The following is a 19,616-nucleotide window of genomic DNA, read 5'->3' on the forward strand; positions in this document are numbered from 1 at the left end:
TACCAGGATGAAAATCGGACTCAGTTCGTACAGCCTTTCCCGCGCGATCCGCGCCGGAGAAATGACCGTCCTCGAAGCGATCTCTTGGATTCAAGAGAACGGTGGCGAGCACATCGAGATTGTTCCTATCGGCTTTGACCTGATCGAGAACCCCGGCCTCATCGAAGACATCCGCCGCCGTGCGGAGGAAGTCGGCATCGACATCTCCAACTATGCGGTCGGCAACAACTTCCTGACGGACGGCGAGGAAGGCTTCCAGCAGGCAGTGGAGAAGCTGAAGCAGCATGTAGACGTGGCGCACGGGCTCGGCGTGAAGCTCATGCGGCATGATGTGGCGTCCCGCCCGATTCCGGAGACGACCATCGCCAACTTCGAGAAGGACCTGCCCCGGCTCGTGGAGGGCTGCCGGATCGTCGCCGATTATGCGGCTCAATTCGGCATCACGACTAGCGTCGAGAACCACGGCTTCTACATTCAGGCGAGCGACCGCGTCCAGCGGCTCGTGCAGGCGGTGGACCGCCCGAACTTCAAGACGACGCTCGACATCGGCAACTTCCTGTGCGTCGACGAGAACTCGGTCGTCGCGGTGAAGAAGAACCTGCCGTTCGCCTCGATCGTCCATCTGAAGGATTTCTACGTGCGCCCGTCTTATCGCAACCCTGGCGAAGGCTGGTTCAACACAGCGAGCGGGAACTTCCTGCGCGGCGCGATCGTCGGGCAGGGCGATATCGACATGCCCGAAGTGATCAAGGTGATCAAGCAGTCCGGCTACGACGGCTACATATCGATCGAATTCGAGGGGATGGAAGAGTGCAAGCAGGGCTCCCGCATCGGCCTCGCGAATGTGAAGCGGCTCTGGGAAGAAGCGTAGTACGTTCCCAGGCGAGCCGCAGGGACTAGAACGTCCTGTTCGGCGGAATTCCGTTCTCACAAAAAAAGAACCCGGCTTGCAGAAGCCGGGTTCTTTGCTGCGTTCCGGTTCGACTGGCCCGCGCTGCACCACAACAAGCCGCGCGCCTAGCCGCTTCCAAGTCCGATCGGCCGCCGCGCAGCGTCGAGCCACGCGCCTAGCTGGACCCTTCCAACTCAGCCGGCACCTCCGAGCCGCGCTTTTAGCCTTTGTCCGGCGTGGTTGGAATGACCGTGCGCCTCAAGCCGCACCTGGCCTTCGACCGGCCGAGGGTCGAAGGACCGGGCAATTTTATTCGGGAATGAGCTTGAGCGCATTCCGGTAATAGATCTTGTCCAGCACGTCCTGCGGCAGGCCGAGGCTGTTCAGCAGCTCCTGGTGGATGTTGTCGAAGTAATCGCGCCCATACAGAATCCGGTCCTGGAACTCGGTCAGGAAGTCGACGGTGAACGCCGGGTCCCGCTTGAGCGCCGTGCATCCCGATCCGGCCGAAATGTCCGCATACAGGTTCGGATATTTGCGGAGCATCTCCGGCACCTTGCCTCCGGGAACGATCGGTCCGCTCGGATAGGCGACCTTGTCATACTGATCGTCCCCCGACAGGTGTGCCCAGAAGCCGGGTGCATGGCCGATGAAGATCGTCTCCGGGCATGCGGCGACCGCTCGCTCAAACGGGGCGATACCGCCGCCGTACCACCAGTTCGGGCGGGGATACGCCTGGCCGGTGTCGATCGGATAGTCAAGATGGACGAGGACGGGCAGTCCCTTTTCCCCGCAAAACCGGTACAGCCGGATGGCGTCCGGGTTGTCGTACATCATGCGCAGCTTAAGCTCGCCATAGACCTGCACGCCGTACAGGCGGATCGCATGATCGAGCCGATCGATCGCATCGGGCCGCCGGGGGTCCGGGGCATAGCCGAGCACGATGCGGTCGGGCGCCTGCTGCTTGTACGCGGCGCAGCGCGCGAACGATATCGGCCCGTCCGGCAGCTCCGCATCCGGCACCTGGCGGCGGTACCTCGGATCGTATTCGTCCGCCGGGCATTCCCAGCTGAGCAGCCAGGTTTTATCGATGCCGTACTGGTCCATGTTGGCGAGGAACCGCTCCAGATTGTAGCCGTACCAATCGGGATGATTGTGGACGTCGATAATCACAGGGAGCTCCCTCCCTGTTCGGACGGCAGACGCAGCTGGCGAAAATAAGCTTCCGCCGCTTCTACGGCCTGCTCGGGCGTCTCCATCGGGAACGAGACGAAGATCGTTTCTCCCGCATCGCTTCCTTCCGGATGGCTGTCCTCGTGCAGCTCCATAACACGTCCGACAAAGCTGTTGTCGTCGGATTCATGGTTGACCGTCAAAAGATAATTCGGGGACAGCCGCTTGGTGACGACGTTCGTATCCATTACTCCTATCCCTCCCTGCTGACTGGTGATGTAAGTACTGGTTGGTGAATTGCCTGTCCTCATTCTAGCATAATCTTCTGGCATGGGAAGGCCGCTTTCTTTCCGGCCTGGGCCAGCCCGGACAAAGGCCCGTTTGCTAGTCCCGAGGACCGAAAGCACGCCCGCGTCTGTCGATGATGGAGTATAATGGAGGCAAAAGGAGGTGGGGACCATGATGCAAACGGAAGGACCCGTCGTTCTGTTCGACGGCGTCTGCTCGTTCTGCCACGCCTCCGTCCGCTTCCTGCTGAAGAGGGACTCCCGCGGAGTGTTCCGCTTCGCTGCCAGGCAGTCCCAGGCCGGACAGGCATATGCCGAGAGGTTCCCTCAGCTTGCTAAGACCGATTCGGTCGCCCTCGTCGCGGAGGGCCGCTGCTATACGGAATCGGCGGCGGCGCTCCGCATCGGCGCGCGGCTCGGAGGTCCGTGGAGGCTGCTCGCGATTCTCCTCCTCGTGCCGCGGCCGCTCCGCGACGGCGTCTACCGCTGGGTGGCGAGGAACCGCTACCGGTGGTTCGGACAGACGGATGCGTGCGTACTGCCGGCTCCCGGCGTTCGCGATCGGTTTCTGGAGGATGCCGAATAGCGGGGCGGGGGACGATGGGAACGGAAAAGCCGGGGGCGAACGGGAACGGCGAGAGAAGCGGCAGAACGACAAAACGCGCAGCAGGATAGCCTGCCGCGCGTTTTTGGGATGCCTTTCGGGTCACCAGAAGAAGCCGGGGCCGCCAAAGCCGCCGAAGCCGAAACCCGGATAGCCAAAGCCGCCGTATCCATATGGACCGAAAGCGTAAGGAGCGGTTCCGATCGCCAGAAGATCGAACAGAACGAGGGGAGCGATTGCCTTGGTCGCGGCCTTGCCTTTCCCCGCCGCGAGATGAAGCACGTTTCCTTTGATGCGTACCAGCTTGCCGCTGACGACCGTACCGTCTTTTTTGAGCGCGTACACCGTTTTGCCGATATATGGCTGGACTTGCTTTTTAGAGATGGTCATGTTCATGGTTCCACCACCTTTTCCCGTATGTCTATGGCTGCTGCCTCCGGCACGCCGTGGCAGCGGCGCCGGCAGGCTGGGGCATCCGCCATACAGTTAGTGTATGACGGGCAGGGGAATAAGGTTTGGACAGGGGCCCTCCGGCATACGCCTGATTGTCAGATGGTGAGGTAAGTCAAAACGGACAGCGCGACGGACGTCAGCGCGATGGCGCCGAGCGGCCGCAGCGCCTTGGTGCCGAGGCTCTTGGCGTGCACGTTCAGGCCGAGGCCCACCATCGCCATCGACAGGAGGAACGTCGTCACGGTCGGCAGCGCAGCCATGACGCCGGCCGGCAGCGTGAAGACGGAGCCGAGCACATAGGTGCCGATCAGGCTCATCGCTAGAAAGCCGAGCAGGAAGTACGGCATCTCGACGGAGGCTTTGGCGTCTCCCGCCGGGGAACGCCGCTTCTGCCAGGCGACGAGAAGGAAACAGAGCGGGATCAGCAGGAAGACGCGGCCGAGCTTGGCTAGCAGAGCTGTGGCGAGCCCGTCCTCGCCAGCCGGGGCCCCGGCGAGCGCAACGTGCGCGATCTCGTGCAGGCTGACGCCGGCCCATGCGCCGTAATCGGTATCGCTCAGCGGCAGCAAGGGCCGCAGCAGCGTGTAGCCGATCGCGAACAGCGTGCCGAGCAGGGCGATGATGCCGACGCCGATCGCCGTATCCTCTTCCTTGGCCTTGACGATCGGTGAGACGGCGGCGATGGCCGCCGCTCCGCAGACGCCCGTCCCTACGGCAAGCAGCAGGGAGAGCGACGGGTCCGCCTTAAGTTTCTTGGCGATCAGCATCATGACGGTAATCGCGAACACGATGACGATAGCGTCTCGGACGAGAAGCGGCAGCCCCTGTGTAAGGACCACGTCCATATTGAGCTTGAGTCCGTACAGAATGATGGCGAGGCGGAGCACCCGCTTCGAGACGAATTGGATGCCGGGCCGGACGGCTTCCGGGTACCCGGCGAATTGGCGGTACAGCACCGCAAGCAGAATGGCGCACGCCATCGGACCTACGCGCTGCAGGCCGGGGAGCAGGGCGAGCGCATAGCCGGCCGCGGCGAACAGCGCCGTGAAGCCGACGCCGCCCCAGAAGGCTGGTCGAAGAAACAGGCTCGGCGACTGCGCCGATTTGGCCGGATGCGCCGAAGGGCCGGTCGGCTTGGGGCGGGAAGCGGCGGATGCCGGTGAAGACGATTGGACAGAATGAGTGCGACGGGACATGAGGTCCACCTCCGTTTGTACGGTCGTTGGTTCGTTTCCTTTTCCTAGCATACTCCTGTTAGTATAATAAGAAAAATAATTATCATTCATATAAACAATAAGTATATGCTTATACAAAGAGGCTTGGCGAGAGCAGAGACCACGGGCAAGGAGGAGAATCGGATGGAGCAGCAGCTGAAGGTCTTTTTGACGGTCGCGGAGCTGAAGCATTTTTCGCTTGCGGCGGAGAAGCTGCATATGACCCAGCCGGGCGTCAGCCAGCATGTCCGGCAGCTCGAACGGATGCTGGACGCAACGCTGCTGGAGCGGTCGAACCGCAAGGTGACGCTGACCAAGGCGGGCGAGATTGTGTACGCGCATGCCAAAGAAATTGTGCGGCTGCAGGAACGGATGCGGCATCTGGTCGAGGACTTGAGCGGAACCCCGAGCGGTCCGCTGTCGATCGGGGCGAGCTACACGTTCGGCGAGTATGTGCTGCCGCATCTGGCGGCGCCGTTCGTCCGCCTGTATCCCCACATCGAGCCGGCCATTCAGATCGGCAATACGACGCAGATCGCCGCACTCGTCGCCGGCCGGCAGCTCGATGTCGGCATCGTCGAGGGCCAGGTGAACCAGGAGGGGCTGACCGCGGAGCCGCTCGCCCGGGACGAGCTGCTCGTCATCCTTGCCTCCGGCCACCCGCTCGCAGGGGAGGAGCGGCTGACGGCCCGGCAGCTTGAAGAGCAGATGTGGATCGTGCGGGAGGAAGGCTCGGGAACGCGGGCGATGGCCGACCGGCTGTTCGAGGAGCTCGGCATCGCGCCGCGCCGGATGGCGTTCGGCAGCACGCAGCTGATCAAGGAATCGGTCGAGGCGGGGCTTGGCGTTTCCCTGCTGTCTGCCTGGACGATCCAAAAGGAGCTCGCGCTCGGCACAGTCAAAGCGCTGCCCGTCGAGGGCTGGGCAGGCGAGCGGCCGTTCTGGCTCATCCGCCGCGCTTCCGCCTATTCCACCATGGCCATGGAGCTGTTCGGCTCCTACGTGAAGGCGGAGGCGCCCCGGCTGCGGTCGAACGACTTTCACCCGCTCGCGGACGGGGGCTGGGGCCGCGATTAACGGGGAAGCGGCGCTGGACGAGGGCGAAACGGTTCAAGGACGCGACCGGCATGCACGCTCTGGGCGAAATAAGGTATAATGGAGGAATGAACATTACCGTACGAAGGCGGGGGGGAGACAGCAATGGAGAAAGTAATCATCATCGGAGCGGGACCATGCGGGCTGGCCGCCGGACTGGAGCTGAAGGAGCGGGGCGTCGATCCGCTGCTTATCGAGAAGGGGCCGCTGGTCAACTCAATCTTCCATTACCCGACGTTCCTGACGTTCCACAGCACCGCCGAGAAGCTCGAAATCGGCGGGGTGCCGTTCGTGACGCCGAACGACAAGCCGACCCGGCTTGAGGGCCTTACGTATTACCGGACGGTGGCCCAGCGCAAAGGTCTGCGCGTCCATCTGTACGAAACGGTGGAGAGCATTACGCCCGTGCGGGGCGGCTTTGCGGTCGCGACCCGCAACCGGTTCGGGGAAACCGTCCGCTACGACGCGGAGCATGTCATTGTAGCAACGGGGTATTTTGACCATCCGAACAGGCTCGGCATTCCCGGCGAGGAGCTGCCCAAGGTCTCGCATATTTTCCAAGAGGCGCATCCGTACACCGGCCTCAAGGTGGCGATCGTGGGCGGCAACAACTCCGCCGTCGACGCGGCACTCGAGCTGGCTCGGGTGGGAGCCGACGTGACGGTGGTCTACCGGAAGCCGGTCATCTCGCCCAAGGTTAAAGCCTGGGTGCGGCCGGTATTCGAAAGCCTGATCAGCAAGGAACGGATCCGAATGCTGTTCCAGTCCCGGCTGACGGAGATCCGGGAACGCGAGATTGTGGTCGAGACGGCCGGAGACGGCGAGGCGGAACGGACGGCTAATACGCTTCCGAACGATTTTGTGCTCGTGCTGACCGGCTTCCGTCCGGACCGCGCGCTGCTCGGCTCCGCCGGAGTCGAGCTCGATCCTGAGACGGGCTCGCCTCAGCACAACCCCGAGACGATGGAGACGAACGTACCGGGATTGTACATCGCAGGGGTTATTGCTGCGGGCAGCCAGGCGAGCGAAATTTTCATCGAGAACGGCCGGTTCCACGGAATCCAGATTGCCGAGCATATGCTGGGAAAAGGCAAGTAACCCGGTACGAGCTTCGGCTTGACGACCGGAACGAAAGAAGGCGCATCGGCTGCCCCGCAAGGGGCGGAGCGATGCGCCTTCTTTGGCTGTGTCTGGAGCCGCGGTCCACGCGGGTCGGACTACGTCTGAGCGGTGACCGGGAAGGCGAACGGAATGTCTGCGGACACCCACGGCCCCCGGACGAACAGCATGCTGTCCTGGCGGGTCAGCGTCTCCGCGGGCAGTGGGCCGAGACGGTCGGGACAGAAGCCGAGGCCGAGCGGGCCCGGCAGCAAGTCGGCGGCCGCCTGGAGCAGCGGAAGCAGGTCCTCCACCCGGGTACAGACGAGGTCGTACACGACCGGCCCCCCGCCTTCGCGGCCGCAGACGAGGAAGCCGTCGATGCCGGGTAGCTCGTACAGGCCGTCGGCCAGCCCGTTCATGAGATGCCACAGGGCGATTCCGGTGCCGTCCGTCACGCCGAGCGTCCGGGAGACCGGAACGCGCCGCTCGAGCAGATTCTGCAGCCGGGCCATGGTGGCGGGCGAAGACAGGGACAGCCTCCGCAGCCCGCCCGCAGCGGGGGATGCCGCCGCTGCCGAGCCGCCGGATAAGGCGCCGGCGGGAAGCCGGAAGCGGCTCTCGGCGACCGGGCGAAAGCCGAACTTCGGATAGAAGCCGAGCACCTCGCGGTTGGCGAACAGGAAGCAGGGGCCGTCTCCATCGGCATAGCGGTCGAGGACGGCTTCGAGGAGCTGCCGGGCGAACCCTTGTCCCCGGTAATCGGGCCGCGTCATGACCGTGCCGATCTGGACGGCCGGTCTCGCTTCGCCGCCGAGCATGAGCCGGAGCCGGGTCGCCGAGACGTTCGCGACGATCTCCGTGCCGTCTGCGAACGACAGGCACTGATACGACTCATCCCAGCAGCCAGCCCGGTACCACGGCTCGAAGTCGATGCCGAACGTATCCTGTGCGAGCCGGTTGAAGCTGGCTCGAAGCGCATCGTTCTCTTTGTAGTCGGTCACGAGAGTCAAGGTCATGAGGTCGGTTCCTCCTCTTCTGATAGGGATACGTTCTCGGGACCGGGCTCCGCCCGAGAGGGGCCGGTCCCGAGCAGGCTCGCGGCGAAGCGCTCCGCGGCCGCGGACAGCGGCAGTCCGCGCCGGACGGCGAGGCCTACCGTCCGCTCGGGAGGCGGCTCTGCCGGCGTCAGCTCGACGAGGCTGCCGGCCTCAAGCTCGGCGGCGACGAACGAGCGGGTCACGAAGGCGACGCCGAAGCCCCGGCGGGCCAGCTCGATGAGCAGGTCGATGCTGCCGAGCTCGATGTCCGCCTCGGGCGTCACGCCGTGCACTGCGAACCACCGCTCAAGGAAGCGGCGCGTGCTGCTCTCCGGCGAGAGCAGGAGGAGCGGCAGAGCGCCGAGCTCGCTGGCGGCAAGCGGACGTCCGGCGAGCTCCCGGTAGGGCTCGCCCGCGACGAACGCGCCCGCAATGGCGGCGAGCGGCCGCACGTCGAGCTGCGGATCGTCCGCCGGCAGGTGGACGAGACCGAGGTCGATGCGGCCGTCCTTGAGCCGCTGGGCGATCTCCGGCGAGCGGCCGTGCGACAGCCGGATGCGAACGCCCGGATACGCCGCCCGGAACGCTTCGAGCTGAGGCAGGAGCAGATGCTTCACGAGCGAATCGCTCGCGCCGATCCGCAGCTCGCCGCCGGCCAGCCGTTTCAGCTCGCCGAGGCGCTGCTCGCCGGCATCGAGCAGGGCGAGCGACTGCTCGACGAATGCGAACAGCTCGCGCCCTTCCGCGGTCAGCTCGACCCCTTTGGGAAGCCGATGGAACAGCGTCACGCCGAGCGCCGTTTCCATTTGCTTGATCGCGTAGCTGACGGAAGGCTGCGTGAGGAATAGCTGCTGGGCAGCCTTGGTCAAGCTGCCGGTCTTAGCGGTCCGGTGAAACATCCGGTACCAATCCAGATGGAACATGGTATAAATCCTCTCTATCTCTTTGTGCGATTCTGCTTATTTCTTCTATTGCTCTGCCATCATTATAATCAGAGTTAACGAAAGCAGCAATAATGAGGAGGGAACCGCAAATGGAAGAAACGAAAACGACAGGCAGCGCGGAGGTAAAGGAGAAGGAAAAGGGGCCGGATCTCGCGGCGAGAGCACCGGGCTCGCGGTACGAAGGTTACCGGGAGGCGGTGCTGTCGCCCCCTGCCGGTCCCGTCAACGCCGATCTGACGGTCCCGGGAAGCAAGAGCCTGACCAACCGGGCGCTCATTCTGGCCGCTCTGGCGGAAGGGGAGTCGACGCTGAGCGGCATTCTGAACAGCGACGATTCGTATTGGTGCATCGGGTGCCTGACCGCGCTCGGAGTCGGCGTTGATGCCGGACCAGCGGAGGACACGGTCATCGTCCGGGGGACGGGCGGCCGCTGGCCGGTCCGGGAGGGCGACCTGTATGTAGGCTCCGCTGGCACGGTCGCGCGGTTCCTGCCCGGCGCGCTGGCCGCCGGCGAGGGAGTGTGGCGGCTGACCGGCAGCCGCCGGATGAGCGAGAGACCGCTCGCTCCGCTGCTCGCGGCGCTGCGTACTGGGGGGGCGGACATCCGCTTCGAGGGCGCGGAAGGCTGCCTGCCGTTCACGATGCGGGCGAACGGCCTGCAGGGGGGAGAGACCGTCATTTCCGGCTCGGTGTCGAGTCAGTTCATCAGCGGCCTCCTGATCGCCGCGCCGTACGCACGCGAGACGATGACCGTCCGGATCGACGGGCCGGTCGTCCAGCGCGCTTATGTCGAGATGACGCTCGACATGATGCATGCATTCGGCAGCCGGCCGGAAGTGGCGGACGACGGCCAGACCATCGTCGTTCCGCCGGGCCGGTACGAGGGACGGACGCTGCAGCTCGAGCCGGACGTCTCGACCTGCGGCTACTTCTGGGCGCTGGCCGCGCTGACGGGAGGCCGCGTCCGCATCGAGGGGATCCGCACCAGCACGAGACAGCCGGATATCGAGCTGCTTGAGCTGCTTGAGCGGATGGGCTGCTCCGTGACGCGGGGAGGCGACTTCATCGAGGTAACCGGCGGCAGCCGGCTGCGAGGCGGCTTCACCGTCAACATGGGGCGCTGGTCCGACCAGACGTTGACGGTTGCCGCTCTGGCGGTGTTCGCCGACGGGCCGGTAACGATGACGGACGCGGCGCATATCCGCCATCACGAATGCGACCGGATCGCGGCCATTTGCGAGGAGCTCGGCAAGCTCGGCATTCGCGTCGAGGAGCATCCCGACGGGCTGACGGTCCATCCAGGTGAGCCGCGCCCCGCGCTCGTCGACTCGCATGACGACCACCGGATGGCGATGGCGCTCTCCCTGATCGGCGTGCGGACGCCGGGCATCCGGATAGGCGACCCGGGCTGCGTCTCCAAGACGTGTCCGGATTACTTCGACCGGCTGGCGGCTCTCGGTGTAGGCGTAGCCTTCCGGTAGCGAAGCGAATCCGGAGTCCTTTGAAACCCCATGCGGGTTTCGCCCGCTTAATGGGTTTGCTATTACGTAGCCAGCACAGCAGCAAGCTGGCGGCGGACCGGCTTTTTTGGGTGATAGCCGGAATTTCCCTGGACGAATCCCGGCCGGACCTGTTACAACGGTAGAAAGACAGCCCGGAGCAGGATGGCATCGGGGCCGGGGAAAGGAAGGGATAAAATGATCATCAAGGAAGCGGACGGTCTGGCGACCGTCTCGTCGCTGACGGAGGATTTGGCCCGTCTGGGTGTCCGTCCGGGCATGGCCCTCATCGTGCATTCGTCCATGAAGGCGCTTGGCTGCTGGGTCGCGGGAGGCCCGGCCGCCGTCGTGCTGGCGCTGGAGCAGGCATTGGGGGAGGAGGGAACGCTCGTCATGCCCGCGCAGACGGCCGACCTGTCGGAGCCGTCGAACTGGAGCCAGCCGCCCGTGCCGGAGGCCTGGTGGGAGACGATCCGGCGGGAGATGCCGCCGTTCGACCCCAGCTTCACGCCCTCCACCGGCATGGGCGCCATCGCCGAGACGTTCCGCAAGCAGGAGGGCACGCTGCGCAGCAGCCACCCGCAGACGTCCTTTACCGCGCGCGGTCCGCTTGCAGCCGCATTGCTGGAGGGACATGCGCTGACGAGCGGACTCGGCGAGCAGTCCCCACTCGCCCGGCTTTATGAGCGGGACGGCTGGGTTTTGCTGCTCGGAGTCGGCTACGACTCGAACACTTCGCTGCACCTGGCCGAATACCGGGCGGTGTATCCGGGACGCACCTTCATGAAGAAAGGGGCGCCCATCCAGGTGAACGGCCGTCGGGAATGGACCGAGTTCGAGGATCTGGACTTCGAGACCGACGACTTTGCCGCGCTTGGCGAGGGATTCGAGCGGGACACGGGCAACGTGCGCCGGGGCAAGGTGGCCGGTGCGGAAGCCCGGCTCATGCCGATGCGGCAGCTCGTCGATTACGCGGTATGCTGGATGGAGCGCCATCGGCCATCCTCCGAGTAGCGGGAGCCAAAACTGCCGCGCTGGAGGGAATCTGGCGCCTGCCGGCGGGCTTGTTTAGGGAACCGCCTCGAACGGGTAAGAAGTAGCACATCCTGGAGAGAGGTGAGAACCATGACAGAGCCGGACAAGAACTTTCGCGTGAAGGAGCAGCAGGGGAACCGGGATCACCCGGAGCAGTATCCGACCGACAACAAGAGTCTGTTCGATATGTGGGAGAGCGAGAAGAACGTCGATCCGATCCCGATGGAGGATCTGAACATGGAGCAGAGAGAAGAAAAGCAGCGGCGGGGCGAATCCAAGAGCCAATCTTCCAGCGCGGAGAAGTACAAATCCGGATTCGAAAAATAAAGCTACGAGCGCGTGGAATCCGGAACGTTCTGGCTACTCCCGTACCCAAACCGAACCATGACGCATACGTAACCATGACGCATACGTAACCAGAAAAGCAGAAGAAAAGGGCCGCAGCCGCGGCCCTTTTCTTCGTTCGCGTATTCGCTTGTCCGGCTCTAGCGCCGCCTGGCCGCCCGTTTTCCCGGCCAAATGCCACCTGCGGTTACCGTGTCTGCCGCAGACTCCTCGGGCAAGGCCGCTCGTTCCTTACCCGATAATGATCTTGCCTTCGGGATAGCGGTACAGCTCCTTCTTCGGGTTCGGCTGGAGAGCGAACGCCAGCGTAACGAGTCCGATCCGTCCGACGTACATCAGGAAGATGATGAGCAGCTTGCCCGGAAGCGTCAGCTCCTCGGTCAAGCCCATGCTGAGGCCGACGGTGCCAAAGGCGGAGGCCGCCTCGAACATAATCTTCAGAAACTCCTGATCCTGGACCGTCGACAGCAGCATCGTCGCGAAGACGAGCATGACGACGGAGATGAGCGTCAGCGTCGTCGCCTTGTAGACGTCGCTCTTGGAGAGCCGGTGCCGGAACAGGACGACGTCCTCCTTGCCCCGTACCATCGCCACGAGAGCGCCGACGAGCACGGCGAAGGTCGTGATCTTGATGCCGCCCCCTGTCGAGCCGGGTGCCGACCCGATGAACATGATGACGATCATGAAGAACTGGGTTGCCTCCCGGAGCGAAGCGATATCGACCGTGTTCAGTCCGGTGGAGCGGAGTGTGAACGACTGGAAGAACGCCGACAGGAACCGAGACGGCCAGTCCAGCGCGCCGAGCGTATATGGGTTCGTCAGCTCGAAGAGGAAGATGACGAACGCGCCGACACCGGTCAAGATGAAGGTCGCGGACAGCACGACTTTGCTGTGGAGCGACAGCTTGCGCGTCTTTGGATAGTCGAGCAGGTCCGAGATAACGATGAAGCCGATGCCGCCGAGCAGAATGATCGCCATCGTCACGATGTTCATCCCCACGTCGCCGACATAGTTGCTGTAGCCGCCGACGAGCTCGAAGCCCGCGTTGTTGAAGATGGAGACGGCGTGAAAGATGCCGTAGTAGATCGCGCGGCCGACCGGGTACTCCTGCGCCCAGTGAAGGGAGAAGTAGACGGCGGCGATGCCTTCGATCGTGAAGGAGTATAGGAAGACCCGCACGATCAGACGGACGATGCCCTGCATGTTCGTCTGGTTGAACGACTCCTTCAGAATAAGCCGGCCCTGGAGGGAGACCCGCCGCTTCAGCGCGATGCTGAACCAGGTGGCGGTCGTCATGAAGCCGAGTCCCCCGAGCTGGACCATGACCAAAATGACAATCTGGCCGAACAAGGAAAAGTAAGTGCCGGTATTCATAACCGCGAGTCCCGTCACGCAGGTGGCGGACGTCGCGGTAAACAGGGCGTCGACGAACGGCATGCGCACTCCGCTCGCGGTAGCGGCGGGAAGAGAGAGCAGCAGCGTGCCAATAGCGATAATCAGGGCGAAGCCGCCCGCCAGAACGCGCGGCGGAGTCAGCTTGAGCCATTTTGTGAGAGCATGCAAGAGCGGTCACCTCGGTTTTTCTATCATACCTTATCCGGCCATCTTGTCCTAGCGGCGGAGTATGACCTAGAATGGATCGTATCGTTATTTAAGAAAGGGGCTTGTCCATGGCAATCGGAAGGCGGACGGTCGATCTCACCGACGAGCGGAGGCCCGATCCGTTCGCTAGAGACGGAAGCGCCAGGCGTATTCCTTTGAGTATCTATTATCCGGCGGAAGTGCGCAAGCCGGAGGCGTGCGCAGAAGGGATCGGCAGCCTGCACGAGCCGTGCGCAGGGCAAGCGCTCGCCTGGTTCCGCCAAGCCGGCGCGGATGAAGCCTGCCTATGCGAACGGCAGATCGGCGTATATCCCGATGCTCCTCCGGCTGCCGCGCCGGCGGGGATGGACGCTTCTCCGATGAATAGGACCGACACCGGCATCGAAGCGCACGGCCCCACGCGGCTTCCCGTCGTGCTGTATGCGCCGGGATTCGGCCTCGGGCGCGATATGTACTGGTTCCAGGTCGAGGCGCTAGTGCGGAGCGGCATGATCGTCGCGGCGGCCGGTTCCGTCTACGAGTCCGTCTTTACCGTACTGGCAGACGGTGGTTTCGTCAAGCAAAAGGAGGAGCTCGGCCGCCTGGAAAGTCTGGATCTGCCGGCCTGGTTGGCGCTGCTCGCTACCCGTGTCGCCGATCTCTATTGCGTCCTGAACGCGCTGGAAGCGGAAAACGGGCCGGACGGCCTGCTCGCGGGCCGGGCCGATCTCGGCCGGATCGGCGCGGTCGGTCATTCGCTGGGCGGGGCGGCCGTTTACCGGCTCGCGTCCGGGGATTCCCGCCTGCGGACCGGCGTGCTGCACGATCCGAGCCTCCACTTGTTCGACCGCACCGTTCCTCCGGCCGCGGCACCGCTGCTGCTGCTCCGCCAGGAGGCTTCCAGCCTCAAGAGGCTCGAGGCCGCCGGCATGAACCCGGAGCTCGCCCGGGCCTATATCGCCGGACAGCGGTATGCGGCCGCTGCGCAGACCGAGCTTGTGCGGGTCGGAGGGACGCACCACATGAGCTTCAGCGACATTCCCCTCCTGCACGGCGAAGCCGGAGCCGAGGCGGCGCAGGCCGCGATCGCCGGCCTGACCGCCGCCTACTTGCGCGAGCGGCTGGCCGGCCACGCCGGGGCTTATTCCGCTGCGCTGCACCGACCGTTTGCGGCGCGTTACCGGCGGGTGGACGGGGAAGGAAACGAAGAATGACGGAATCGCATCGTTTTCTGACGGAAACACGACAAGGCTGCGCCGGAAAGTATGATACGATTCGATCTACGGATTTCCGATAGGAGGGATTAGATCTTTGAAATTGCGCGCATCTGCCGTACAGTACCATCTTCATACCATAACGGGCTTCTCCGAATTCGCCGACCAGGTGACGCATTACGTCAAAACCGCCCAGGAGTTCGGTGCGGACTTCGTGCTGTTCCCCGAGTTTCTGACCACGCAGCTCCTGTCCTTTCCGGTGGACGGCAAGGCCCAGACCATAGACGATCTTCCCCGCTATACAGAAGCGTATTACGCTCTCTTCAGCTCGCTCGCCGGGCGGACGGGGATGCACCTCATCGGAGGCACCCACGTCATCCGCAAGGAAGGCCGGCTGTATAACGCCGCGCATTTGTTCTATCCGGACGGCCGCATCGAAGAGCAGGCAAAGCTGCATCTGACGCCGACCGAGGTAAAGGAATGGAAGCTCGCGCCCGGAGACGGCCTGCGGGTGTTCGATACGGCCAAGGGCCGCATCGCCATGCTCACCTGCTACGACATCGAGTTTCCGGAGATCGTCCGGATGGCCCGGGCGATGGGAGCGGACGTCATCTTCTGCCCGTCCTGCACGGATGACAGGCACGGCTTTTACCGCGTCCGCTACTCGTGCCATGCGAGAACGATCGAGAACCAGGTCTATGTCGTCACGACGGGCACGGTCGGCTCGCTGCCGACGGTCGACTTCATGAGAGCCAACTACGGGCAGGCGGCGATCATTACGCCGAACGATATTCCGTTCCCGCATCGAGGCATCATGACCGAGGGCGAGATCAACGACGATATGGTCATCACGGGCGACCTCGACCTGAGCCTGCTCGCCGAGGTGCGGGAAGCCGGCTCGGTAACGACCTGGCGCGACCGCCGCACGGACCTGTATCCCGACTGGATGCCGGCCATGCTGCTGACGAACTGACCGCGGAAGGGGGGAAAGCCGATGTACCGGAAGGAGATCGTTCTCCCGGCGCCCGGGGGCAATCGCCGGGCGGTTATCCGGGGTTATGGCGCGGACGACTTCGCGGAGCTGATCCGCATCCAGCAGGAAAGCTTTCCGCCTCCGTTTCCGCCTGAGCTATGGTGGAACGAAGAGCAGCTCGGCAGCCACATCGCCCTGTTCCCGGAAGGCGCGCTCTGCATCGAGGTGGACGGCGTGCTGGCCGGCTCGATGACCGGCCTGCTCGTCCGCTTCGATCCGGCGCGGCCGGAGCATACGTGGGCCGAGGTGACCGACGACGGCTACATCCGGACGCACGATCCGGACGGCGACACGCTTTATGTCGTCGACATCTGCATCCGTCCGGCTTACCGCAAGCTCGATCTGGGCCGTTGGCTCATGCAGGCGATGTACGAGCTTGTTGTCCACAAAGGGCTTGTCCGGCTGCTCGGCGGCGGACGGATGCCAGGTTATCACCGGTACGCGGGCGAGCTGAGTCCCGAGAGGTACGTAGAGGCGGTCGAGCGGGGGGAGCTCCGTGATCCCGTACTTACGTTCCTGCTCCGCTGCGGCCGCACGCCGACGGCTGTCGTCGAGGGCTATCTCGACGACGAAGAATCGCTTAATTACGCGGCGCTGATGGAGTGGAGGAATCCGTTCCTCTCCCATCCGCGCCCCGAGGAGGCATAGACGAATGGACTACGTTCACATCAACCATATCGACCATCCCGGCTTCGCGCAGGTGCACAAGCTGCTGGAAACCGTCTTTCCACCCGAGGAGGTGCTGGCGTACGAGCTGTGGCGCGAGCCGCTTGAGGATCCGGGCATCCGCGTGTTCGCCGCCATGCTGGACGGCGAGGTTGTCGGCGTAACCGAATACCGCTACTATGCGGATTTTCGTGTCGCCATGACCGACTTCACGATTATCGGACGCGAAGGTCTCGGCGTCGGCCGCTTCCTGGCAGAGCATCGCGCGGCTGACCTGAAAGAGCTCGCCGCGCAGGCGGGCGGGGAGCCGCTCGGCATGTTCGCGGAGATTTACGACCCGTACCGGGTCAGCGACCACAGCTTCGGCGGCATCAAGCCGATGGACCCGTTCGTCCGCCGCGAGGTGCTATCCCACCTTGGCTATCGGCGTCTCGATTTTCCTTATGTTCACCCGTCCTGGCAGAACGACGGGGAGGCCGTTTCGGCCCTCGACCTTTGCTTCCTGCCGTTCGCTCGCGAAGGGGACACGCTGCCGGCCGAGCTGGTCGTCCGCTTCCTGACCCGCTATTATTCCGTGCTGCCGAACAAGGCCGGCGCCTGGCAGGACATGATCGCCGGGCTCGAGCAGCGCCGTGAATTGGCGCTCCTGCCCTTCTAATCGGCCTGGCGGCCGTTTTGCCGCACCGCAGTATCCCATCACCCGTCTCGCGGACTTCCGGTCCTTCCGGTCCCTCGCGAACGGGTGTTTTTTTGGTGCCTGCGGTTGCAATTGTCCCCGGTTCCCGCCTATAGTGGGAGGAACGAAAACCCGCCTCAGGCGGAGGACCGGGCGAAGGAGGAATGCGGGATGACGACATCGGAGCTGGCGTCCCGGATCAAGCAGGCGATGGAGCTGAGCCGCGGGAGGGAAGACCGTTCCCGTCTCGTAGAGATCCGAGTATTCGGCCGGAAAGCGGAGACGCCGCTTCTGCCGGAGGAGACCGGGCTGTTGTTTCTGCTCGGCGGGCGGATGGACTATCGGATCGGTGAGGATGACTACCGGACGCTGAGGCAGGGGGAGTATCTGTTCTTCCAGGAGATCGTGACCGTGGAGACGGAGGCGCGGGAAGGGACCTGCTGCCTGCTCGTTCCGATCCGGGCCGGGCTGGTGCGGGAATTTTTGCGGCTGCTGCAGGAGCATGGCGCACTCGCCGCCCTGCCGCCGCGGACGACCCGGCGCATCTGCCTGCTGCAGCAGGAATGGGACGCCGAGACCGGACGGCTGCTTGCCGAGCTGCTGCGTGCCTATTCGGACGAAGATCCGGGCCGGGACTACAGCATTCATCTCGCGGTGCTCGGTCTGCTTCATCGCCTCTTCCCGGACGAACATATGCTGTCCAAGCTGTCGTACCTGCTGGACTCCCCGACCTATCCGGAGCCGCTGCGCAAGGCGGAGCGCTTCCTGCTGGAGGCGTATCCCCAGCCGATCCGGATGAAGCAGTTGACGGAGGCGGCGCTCGTCAGTGAATCGCAGCTGGCCCGTCTCTACCGCAAGCATTTTGGAATGTCGCCGATGGAAAGGCTCGCGTCGATCCGTATGGAGCAGGCGGCACTCCTCCTGCGCGATCCGTCCGTCACCGTCATGGAGGCCGCCCTGCAGGTAGGCTACCAGAGCCTCTCCGCCTTCGTGCAGCAGTTTCGCAAAAAATTCGGCGTCTCGCCGAAGGAATACCAGCAGAGCCGGTAATAGCAGCCGGCTGATCCGATAGGGCCGCGCAGCGGTCTCTTTTTTTTTTCGCCCCCCTGTCACCTTCGGTCCGCTGCCCCGTCTTTCTCTATAGACAGCACGAAAGAACAGGAGCCAATAACAAGAGGAATGGGGAGGAAACAAGCATGAAGGAGAAACACAGACAGAGAAAGACGAAGTGGGGAAGGAAGCCGCTGATCGCGGGGGTGCTGCTCGGCTCGCTGTTCGTGTCGGGAGTCGCTTACTCGGCATCGGGGCTCCAGCTCATCGTTGACGGTGACGATCTGACGGGCCGGGCAGCGCCGCAGCTCATCGAGGGACGGACGATGGTGGCGATCCGGGATGTGGCTGAAGCGCTGGGCGCCGAGGTGAAGTGGGACGGGGACGGACAACGGGTTCTCATCCGTACCAAGTCTGCCGGCCAGCCTCTCGCGGCGGACGGGCGATATCGGGCTTCGGACGGCGGATTCACAGTCGGCGTGCCGGCGGCATGGGCGGACCGGCTTCGCGTGGAGGAGAAGGAGGGCATTGTCCTGTTCTATTATGTTCCTAAGGCGTCCCAGCTGGAGACCGGCCTCTTGTTCAGCGTGGACCGGATGAAGACGGAGGAGTGGGAACAGGGCGCCAAGGAGAGCGGCCTCTTCACCGAGGCGGGGGTTCGGGACGGACTGGTTTACGCGATTCATAAGCCGGGCGAGCATCCGTATGCCGGCCAGGCCGAGGGAGAGGACTATGCGGCGGTCGAGAGCATGCTGCGTGAGCTCAGAACCAGCGTCACCTTCCAGTGGAGCGACGAGCGGGCGGAAGGAAGGCAGCAGAGCCGGATACCGCTTACCGATCCGACGCAGGCGGCCGATTTGTACGTGCTCGGCCTCAAGCACCGGAATGCGGCCATGCAGCTCAGCGCATTCACGGACTCGCTGCAGCGGACGATGAAGCCCCGGTTTGACGCGCTGAATGGCGTAACCGGCGGTTCGAGCCCGTGGATCGCGGATTGGGAGATTGTCAAGCGGACGCCGATCGGGGCTGCGGAGGAGGAGCTGCTCGTGAAGCTGTCCACCGCTACGTCCTCCGGTCCCGACGTCCCGGTACAGCTGACGCTGAAGGTGGTCAAGGACGCCAATGGGTGGGCGGTCGACCGGATCACCGCCGACCGGGAGCTGCCGAGAAGCGGGCTGTCCGACAGCGAAGCCGCCCCCTCGCTGAGCGCCGAAGCCGCCGTCCGGCTGGCCGCCGACGCGGCTGCCCGCTACTGGCATGTGAACACGGGCGGCACCGGCTCGGGAGCCGTTCAGGAGTTCGCCATCCCGGGAATCGGTGAGCATTACCGGTGGATGGGAGAAGACTTGAACACCAAGGCAAAGCTGGTGGCCTATCTGGAAGAGGTCTATACAGCCGAGCGGGTTAAGCAGTTCTGGCAGGAGCGGCAGAAGGCTGGTAGCTTTGCCGAGGTCGACGGCCGGCTTGCGCAGCCGAATGCCGACGGCGGCAGCCTGCTCGTGTGGGCGGAAGCCAAGGCAGTTCTTGGCAAGGCGGAGGACGGAACGGTTGTCTACCGGTTCGACGTGCCGGCCGGAGAGGAACGCAAGCAGGCGGACGTGGCGTTCGTTTACGAGCCGGGGCTGGGCTGGCGAATTAACGAGCGGCCGGACGCCATTCGCTAAACGGCAGTCCCCGCGGATCCGCGCAGCCGGACTACGGACTCGCCGCCGGCAGG

At 64.1% G+C, this 19,616-nt stretch carries 20 protein-coding genes; 13 read left to right on the top strand and 7 right to left on the bottom strand.

What is annotated here, in order from left to right; translation table 11 throughout:
• The first annotated feature begins 7 nt into the window (after positions 1-7).
• Complete coding sequence (locus tag KJS47_RS12680; protein WP_213525410.1) at positions 8-871, top strand: sugar phosphate isomerase/epimerase family protein; 864 nt, start codon at positions 8-10, stop codon at positions 869-871.
• Between the two features lie 330 nt (positions 872-1,201).
• Here the strand turns inward: KJS47_RS12680 and KJS47_RS12685 are convergent, their stop codons facing one another.
• Together KJS47_RS12685 and KJS47_RS12690 are read right to left on the bottom strand one after the other, a co-directional pair.
• Positions 1,202-2,065, bottom strand: a complete 864-nt coding sequence (locus KJS47_RS12685; RefSeq protein ID WP_213525411.1) for an amidohydrolase family protein — start codon at positions 2,063-2,065, stop codon at positions 1,202-1,204.
• Positions 2,062-2,313: a hypothetical protein gene (locus KJS47_RS12690; protein ID WP_213525412.1), complete on the bottom strand. Its 252-nt coding sequence runs from the start codon at positions 2,311-2,313 to the stop codon at positions 2,062-2,064. The genes KJS47_RS12685 and KJS47_RS12690 overlap by 4 nt, the downstream gene beginning before the upstream one ends.
• A gap of 211 nt (positions 2,314-2,524) precedes the next feature.
• Between KJS47_RS12690 and KJS47_RS12695 the strand changes: the two genes are divergently transcribed.
• On the top strand, positions 2,525-2,938 hold the full coding sequence (locus KJS47_RS12695; protein ID WP_213525413.1) for a thiol-disulfide oxidoreductase DCC family protein: 414 nt from the start codon (positions 2,525-2,527) through the stop codon (positions 2,936-2,938).
• Positions 2,939-3,058: 120 nt separating this feature from the next.
• Here the strand turns inward: KJS47_RS12695 and KJS47_RS12700 are convergent, their stop codons facing one another.
• Both KJS47_RS12700 and KJS47_RS12705 read right to left on the bottom strand, forming a co-directional pair.
• A complete protein-coding gene (locus KJS47_RS12700; RefSeq protein WP_213525414.1) occupies positions 3,059-3,352 on the bottom strand; it encodes a hypothetical protein in 294 nt (97 codons plus the stop codon).
• A 152-nt stretch (positions 3,353-3,504) separates the two neighbouring features.
• Positions 3,505-4,605 (bottom strand): YeiH family protein, encoded by a 1,101-nt coding sequence (locus KJS47_RS12705; RefSeq protein WP_213525415.1) that lies wholly within the window; start codon positions 4,603-4,605, stop codon positions 3,505-3,507.
• 162 nt (positions 4,606-4,767) lie between these two features.
• Here KJS47_RS12705 and KJS47_RS12710 point away from each other — a divergent pair, with 162 nt between their 5' ends.
• Together KJS47_RS12710 and KJS47_RS12715 are read left to right on the top strand one after the other, a co-directional pair.
• Positions 4,768-5,700 carry a LysR family transcriptional regulator gene (locus tag KJS47_RS12710; protein WP_213525416.1) on the top strand — a complete coding sequence of 311 codons (933 nt, stop codon included), beginning with the start codon at positions 4,768-4,770 and terminating at the stop codon, positions 5,698-5,700.
• 123 nt (positions 5,701-5,823) lie between these two features.
• Complete coding sequence (locus KJS47_RS12715; protein ID WP_213525417.1) at positions 5,824-6,816, top strand: YpdA family putative bacillithiol disulfide reductase; 993 nt, start codon at positions 5,824-5,826, stop codon at positions 6,814-6,816.
• 119 nt (positions 6,817-6,935) lie between these two features.
• Here the strand turns inward: KJS47_RS12715 and KJS47_RS12720 are convergent, their stop codons facing one another.
• The gene (locus KJS47_RS12720; protein ID WP_213525418.1) at positions 6,936-7,835 is read right to left on the bottom strand and encodes a GNAT family N-acetyltransferase; all 900 of its coding nucleotides are present in this window, start codon (positions 7,833-7,835) and stop codon (positions 6,936-6,938) included.
• Complete coding sequence (locus tag KJS47_RS12725; RefSeq protein WP_213525419.1) at positions 7,832-8,779, bottom strand: LysR family transcriptional regulator; 948 nt, start codon at positions 8,777-8,779, stop codon at positions 7,832-7,834. The genes KJS47_RS12720 and KJS47_RS12725 overlap by 4 nt, the downstream gene beginning before the upstream one ends.
• A gap of 110 nt (positions 8,780-8,889) precedes the next feature.
• Between KJS47_RS12725 and aroA the strand changes: the two genes are divergently transcribed.
• The 3 genes from aroA to KJS47_RS12740 all read left to right on the top strand — a co-directional run bounded on the left by aroA (position 8,890) and on the right by KJS47_RS12740 (position 11,661).
• Positions 8,890-10,281 carry a 3-phosphoshikimate 1-carboxyvinyltransferase gene (gene aroA, locus KJS47_RS12730; protein ID WP_213525420.1) on the top strand — a complete coding sequence of 464 codons (1,392 nt, stop codon included), beginning with the start codon at positions 8,890-8,892 and terminating at the stop codon, positions 10,279-10,281.
• 216 nt (positions 10,282-10,497) lie between these two features.
• Positions 10,498-11,313, top strand: a complete 816-nt coding sequence (locus tag KJS47_RS12735) for an AAC(3) family N-acetyltransferase (RefSeq protein ID WP_213525421.1) — start codon at positions 10,498-10,500, stop codon at positions 11,311-11,313.
• Positions 11,314-11,424: 111 nt separating this feature from the next.
• On the top strand, positions 11,425-11,661 hold the full coding sequence (locus KJS47_RS12740) for a hypothetical protein (RefSeq protein ID WP_213525422.1): 237 nt from the start codon (positions 11,425-11,427) through the stop codon (positions 11,659-11,661).
• Positions 11,662-11,910: 249 nt separating this feature from the next.
• On the opposite strand, the gene KJS47_RS12745 is transcribed toward KJS47_RS12740, so the two are convergent.
• Positions 11,911-13,242, bottom strand: coding sequence for a TrkH family potassium uptake protein (locus KJS47_RS12745; protein ID WP_213525423.1), 1,332 nt, complete (start codon positions 13,240-13,242; stop codon positions 11,911-11,913).
• Between the two features lie 107 nt (positions 13,243-13,349).
• On the opposite strand from KJS47_RS12745, the gene KJS47_RS12750 reads away from it, so the two are divergent.
• From KJS47_RS12750 to KJS47_RS12775, 6 genes are all read left to right on the top strand, one after another.
• A complete protein-coding gene (locus KJS47_RS12750) occupies positions 13,350-14,474 on the top strand; it encodes an alpha/beta hydrolase (RefSeq protein ID WP_213525424.1) in 1,125 nt (374 codons plus the stop codon).
• 97 nt (positions 14,475-14,571) lie between these two features.
• Positions 14,572-15,447 carry a carbon-nitrogen hydrolase family protein gene (locus KJS47_RS12755; RefSeq protein ID WP_213525425.1) on the top strand — a complete coding sequence of 292 codons (876 nt, stop codon included), beginning with the start codon at positions 14,572-14,574 and terminating at the stop codon, positions 15,445-15,447.
• Between the two features lie 21 nt (positions 15,448-15,468).
• On the top strand, positions 15,469-16,155 hold the full coding sequence (locus tag KJS47_RS12760) for a GNAT family N-acetyltransferase (protein ID WP_213525426.1): 687 nt from the start codon (positions 15,469-15,471) through the stop codon (positions 16,153-16,155).
• 4 nt (positions 16,156-16,159) lie between these two features.
• On the top strand, positions 16,160-16,831 hold the full coding sequence (locus KJS47_RS12765) for a GNAT family N-acetyltransferase (RefSeq protein ID WP_213525427.1): 672 nt from the start codon (positions 16,160-16,162) through the stop codon (positions 16,829-16,831).
• 189 nt (positions 16,832-17,020) lie between these two features.
• Positions 17,021-17,899 carry a helix-turn-helix transcriptional regulator gene (locus KJS47_RS12770; RefSeq protein WP_213525428.1) on the top strand — a complete coding sequence of 293 codons (879 nt, stop codon included), beginning with the start codon at positions 17,021-17,023 and terminating at the stop codon, positions 17,897-17,899.
• Between the two features lie 146 nt (positions 17,900-18,045).
• Complete coding sequence (locus KJS47_RS12775) at positions 18,046-19,563, top strand: DL-endopeptidase inhibitor IseA family protein (protein WP_213525429.1); 1,518 nt, start codon at positions 18,046-18,048, stop codon at positions 19,561-19,563.
• The last annotated feature ends 53 nt before the right edge of the window (positions 19,564-19,616 follow it).

The sequence above is a fragment of the Paenibacillus sp. J31TS4 genome (assembly GCF_018403265.1).
GTDB lineage: Bacteria > Bacillota > Bacilli > Paenibacillales > NBRC-103111 > J31TS4.

Bases quoted from the DNA above. Each gene is read 5' to 3' on its own strand.
- KJS47_RS12680 (WP_213525410.1), top strand. From the start codon at position 8: ATGAAAATCGGACTCAGTTCGTACAGCCTTTCCCGCGCGATCCGCGCC.
- KJS47_RS12690 (WP_213525412.1), bottom strand. From the start codon at position 2,313: ATGGATACGAACGTCGTCACCAAGCGGCTGTCCCCGAATTATCTTTTG.
- KJS47_RS12695 (WP_213525413.1), top strand. From the start codon at position 2,525: ATGATGCAAACGGAAGGACCCGTCGTTCTGTTCGACGGCGTCTGCTCG.
- KJS47_RS12700 (WP_213525414.1), bottom strand. From the start codon at position 3,352: ATGAACATGACCATCTCTAAAAAGCAAGTCCAGCCATATATCGGCAAA.
- KJS47_RS12705 (WP_213525415.1), bottom strand. From the start codon at position 4,605: ATGTCCCGTCGCACTCATTCTGTCCAATCGTCTTCACCGGCATCCGCC.
- KJS47_RS12710 (WP_213525416.1), top strand. From the start codon at position 4,768: ATGGAGCAGCAGCTGAAGGTCTTTTTGACGGTCGCGGAGCTGAAGCAT.
- KJS47_RS12715 (WP_213525417.1), top strand. From the start codon at position 5,824: ATGGAGAAAGTAATCATCATCGGAGCGGGACCATGCGGGCTGGCCGCC.
- KJS47_RS12720 (WP_213525418.1), bottom strand. From the start codon at position 7,835: ATGACCTTGACTCTCGTGACCGACTACAAAGAGAACGATGCGCTTCGA.
- KJS47_RS12725 (WP_213525419.1), bottom strand. From the start codon at position 8,779: ATGTTCCATCTGGATTGGTACCGGATGTTTCACCGGACCGCTAAGACC.
- aroA (WP_213525420.1), top strand. From the start codon at position 8,890: ATGGAAGAAACGAAAACGACAGGCAGCGCGGAGGTAAAGGAGAAGGAA.
- KJS47_RS12735 (WP_213525421.1), top strand. From the start codon at position 10,498: ATGATCATCAAGGAAGCGGACGGTCTGGCGACCGTCTCGTCGCTGACG.
- KJS47_RS12740 (WP_213525422.1), top strand. From the start codon at position 11,425: ATGACAGAGCCGGACAAGAACTTTCGCGTGAAGGAGCAGCAGGGGAAC.
- KJS47_RS12750 (WP_213525424.1), top strand. From the start codon at position 13,350: ATGGCAATCGGAAGGCGGACGGTCGATCTCACCGACGAGCGGAGGCCC.
- KJS47_RS12760 (WP_213525426.1), top strand. From the start codon at position 15,469: ATGTACCGGAAGGAGATCGTTCTCCCGGCGCCCGGGGGCAATCGCCGG.
- KJS47_RS12765 (WP_213525427.1), top strand. From the start codon at position 16,160: ATGGACTACGTTCACATCAACCATATCGACCATCCCGGCTTCGCGCAG.
- KJS47_RS12770 (WP_213525428.1), top strand. From the start codon at position 17,021: ATGACGACATCGGAGCTGGCGTCCCGGATCAAGCAGGCGATGGAGCTG.
- KJS47_RS12775 (WP_213525429.1), top strand. From the start codon at position 18,046: ATGAAGGAGAAACACAGACAGAGAAAGACGAAGTGGGGAAGGAAGCCG.